The organism is Candidatus Zixiibacteriota bacterium (assembly GCA_022865345.1).
In the GTDB taxonomy this organism is placed as follows: Bacteria; Zixibacteria; MSB-5A5; order MSB-5A5; family RBG-16-43-9; genus RBG-16-43-9.
Genome location: JALHSU010000180.1, coordinates 1 through 2,262, shown reverse-complemented (window position 1 = coordinate 2,262; position 2,262 = coordinate 1). Strand labels below are relative to the sequence as shown.

At 41.8% G+C, this 2,262-nt stretch carries 3 protein-coding genes; 2 read left to right on the top strand and 1 reads right to left on the bottom strand.

All coding sequences use genetic code 11. The features are described 5' to 3' along the window. The first annotated feature begins 115 nt into the window (after positions 1 to 115). Together MUP17_08670 and MUP17_08665 are read left to right on the top strand one after the other, a co-directional pair. Positions 116 to 472, top strand: a complete 357-nt coding sequence (locus MUP17_08670) for a hypothetical protein (GenBank protein MCJ7459049.1) — start codon at positions 116 to 118, stop codon at positions 470 to 472. Between the two features lie 78 nt (positions 473 to 550). Further along, entirely contained in the window at positions 551 to 1,483 is a 933-nt protein-coding gene (locus MUP17_08665; protein ID MCJ7459048.1) for an SIR2 family protein, read from the top strand. A gap of 97 nt (positions 1,484 to 1,580) precedes the next feature. On the opposite strand, the gene MUP17_08660 is transcribed toward MUP17_08665, so the two are convergent. Then, positions 1,581 to 2,262 (bottom strand): hypothetical protein (locus MUP17_08660; GenBank protein ID MCJ7459047.1); only part of this gene is annotated, 682 nt, incomplete at its 5' end.

The following is a 2,262-nucleotide window of genomic DNA, read 5'->3' as shown; positions in this document are numbered from 1 at the left end:
GATCGGGTAAAATGTATTGACTCTGAGGAGAAAATGGGTTAGTTTTTGGAGTGCGAACCTTTAGGTTTGCCAAAAAGGTAAAGCTAAAGCTTTACACTCCAGTTATTATACTTCGATGAAAAACTTAGAAGCCATCCGCACAAGATATTTACAGCAGGACTCAGCCAGGCGCATAGGGGGGCTGGCAGCCAATTTAGCCCGTATTGCTTCTTTCGCAGATAATCTAAATAATTTCAAGGCACTAGAAACCACAATAGAAGAAAGTAAATTTTTGATTGAATGGATAGTCCCTGAGTGTTCTCTTGAGTTACAGGTTAAACTAATTGAACTCCAAATTCAACTATCTTCATGGCATCTCAAATTTCCTGAAATATGCCTGAACCCGGAATCACTAAAGAAAATGATTAACCAAGCCTCTGCTTGGTCAAAAGAGCTTTTGAAATTATCGGGGTTGTTTGAATCTACTTCCTAGCTACGCATGTCTATACGCGTGCCGAGCAAACAAGATTTTTTAAGTTGATTTCCCTACAGAAGACTGGGGCGTAATACTATGTTAGCTATGCTTGTCGGTGCCGGTTTCGCAAAATGGGCCGTTCATTTGCCTGTAGCTAGTCAGTTATTCGATTTCAATATTGATCCATGGGGTGTTCGCGAGGTTCAAAAACTTGAGACTGTAAAATCACTTAAACAAACTTGGGATGAAAAGCATCCAGATGGGCTTGCCGAACAATTCATCGCAGACGCACTAAATTTCCAAGAGAAAAGTAGGGAAGTTGTTCTCTGGTATCTTGCTCGCCGACTCTGTGAACCATTTATTTGGCAAGAGTTTCATTCACACAAATGGCGAAGACATGTTTTAATGATTGATGAGGAACGTAGATTCAAGGTTGCAGGGATTGTGAAGGCACAAAGCTTCATCATGAAATTTTATGGGCCATCACTAGGGGGTATCATCACTACGAATTACGACATGACTATAGAATATGCGCTTGGAACTAAGCTATTCAATTACGGTATCGCCAATCAGGCACTTATTGGACGAGGACCGTACCCTGTTTCCACTTGGCTAAAGCCGGTCACGCTAAAAGGCAAAGTGCCTTTAGCCAAAATCCACGGTAGTATTTCACGGGACGAGAATGCTTATTACACTGAAGGAAGACGTGGGTTAACAGGAAAAGCACTGATCGTGGCCCCTACTCCAGAAAAACAGCCGCCCCCATCTTTGGAATTTGAGTGGGAGTTAGCGACAAGAATTCTTAAACGTTCTACTTGTTTGATAGTTTTTGGTTTTGCTTTTAATCCTTATGACGAAGCCGTTCTGAACTTGCTTAAAAATTCAGGATCCAACATTAGGTCTGTTCTACTAATTGATATAGATCCAAACATTGAGAGAGTGCGACAACTATGGCCTGATATAGAAATTACAGCATGCCTGCCACCACCAGACGGTAATGTAGCAATTCGGGATTGGGCAATATCATAACCAGATTTCCTACTCTAAGTTTCATTTTAAATTTCGCCAGCAGTTCACACCACCCATTCAAACTCTCTCGTCAATTTGTAGCCAAGGATTGTTATGATTATTTAGCATTTTTTTTACCTCTTAGATATTCCCTAAACAAACTCTCTTTTCCAATCCCTGTCTCCACAATCTCCCACGGAAAAAAATAATCTTTTGTTTTTTCTTTGAAGGCTAAGAATTCCGTATCCACTCCTGCTTTCTTGAACGCCTGAGCAAGCGGCAGATTTTCTTTTATATGATAATAAAGCCCCATTCCCACTTTTCTATTCCCCTGGGATAAAACCCCCTGCAGGATTGCTTCTTTTATGCTTTTTCTCTCAAACTTGACCCCTTTCAAGCCTCTCACTCCATCGGAGATTATTTTTAGTTTTTCCCGTAACGATTTTTCAGAGTCCATAGGTGCCCATTGGAAGGGGGTATGTGCCTTGGGAACAAAGGGGTTTACGGAGAGGATGATTTGTTTTTTACGGACAGCCACAAGGGCTGTCCCTACATTTTTGCGGGAGGCCATAAAGGCTTCCCCTACTTCTTTGACCAAATTCACAATACCTTCAACGTCCTTTGTTGTCTCAAAAGGCAGTCCTATGATAAAATAAAGTTTCAGCTTTTCCAGATTCTTTTCCCTTGACAGCCGGGCGGCGCACAGAACATCCTCACGGTCAATCCTTTTGTCGATAATCTTCCACATCCTTTCAGTCCCGGCTTCAGGGGCTAAGGTCAAAGTCCTAAGTCCAGACTTT

What these genes read in the sequence shown, in the direction of transcription:
- MUP17_08670 (MCJ7459049.1), top strand. Translation starts at nt 116, where the DNA reads ATGAAAAACTTAGAAGCCATCCGCACAAGATATTTACAGCAGGACTCA.
- MUP17_08665 (MCJ7459048.1), top strand. Translation starts at nt 551, where the DNA reads ATGTTAGCTATGCTTGTCGGTGCCGGTTTCGCAAAATGGGCCGTTCAT.